This window comes from Massilia sp. CFBP 13721 (assembly GCF_014842025.1).
Lineage (GTDB): Bacteria > Pseudomonadota > Gammaproteobacteria > Burkholderiales > Burkholderiaceae_D > Telluria.
Genome location: NZ_JACYUY010000077.1, coordinates 1 through 362 on the forward strand (window position 1 = coordinate 1; position 362 = coordinate 362).

The following is a 362-nucleotide window of genomic DNA, read 5'->3' on the forward strand; positions in this document are numbered from 1 at the left end:
TTCACGGTGATGCGCTTGACCTGGAAACGGTCGCCGGCATCGATGCCCTCGTAATGCCCCCACGGACGGTAGACCCGGGTATGGTGCAGGTGCTCGGTGCGTTCGGTCGACTTCAGGTGCTCGACCACCTGCTTGACGCGCTGCACCGCGCTCTTGTGGGCCACCAGCACGGCGTCGTTGGTCTCGACCACGACCACGTCCTCCAGTCCGACCACGGCCACGATGCGGCTCTCGGCGCGCACCAGCGAATTTTTCACGCCGTCCAGGTAGACGTCGCCGCGCCGGGCGTTGCCGTTTTCGTCGTGCTGCTGCACTTCCCACAGCGCCGACCAGGAGCCGACGTCGCTCCAGCCGATGTCGGC

1 pseudogene is annotated in these 362 nt (G+C 66.6%); it reads right to left on the bottom strand.

From position 1 onward, the window contains the following. Positions 1 to 362: pseudogene (locus tag IFT60_RS26235) on the bottom strand (mannose-1-phosphate guanylyltransferase/mannose-6-phosphate isomerase); the annotation flags it as partial.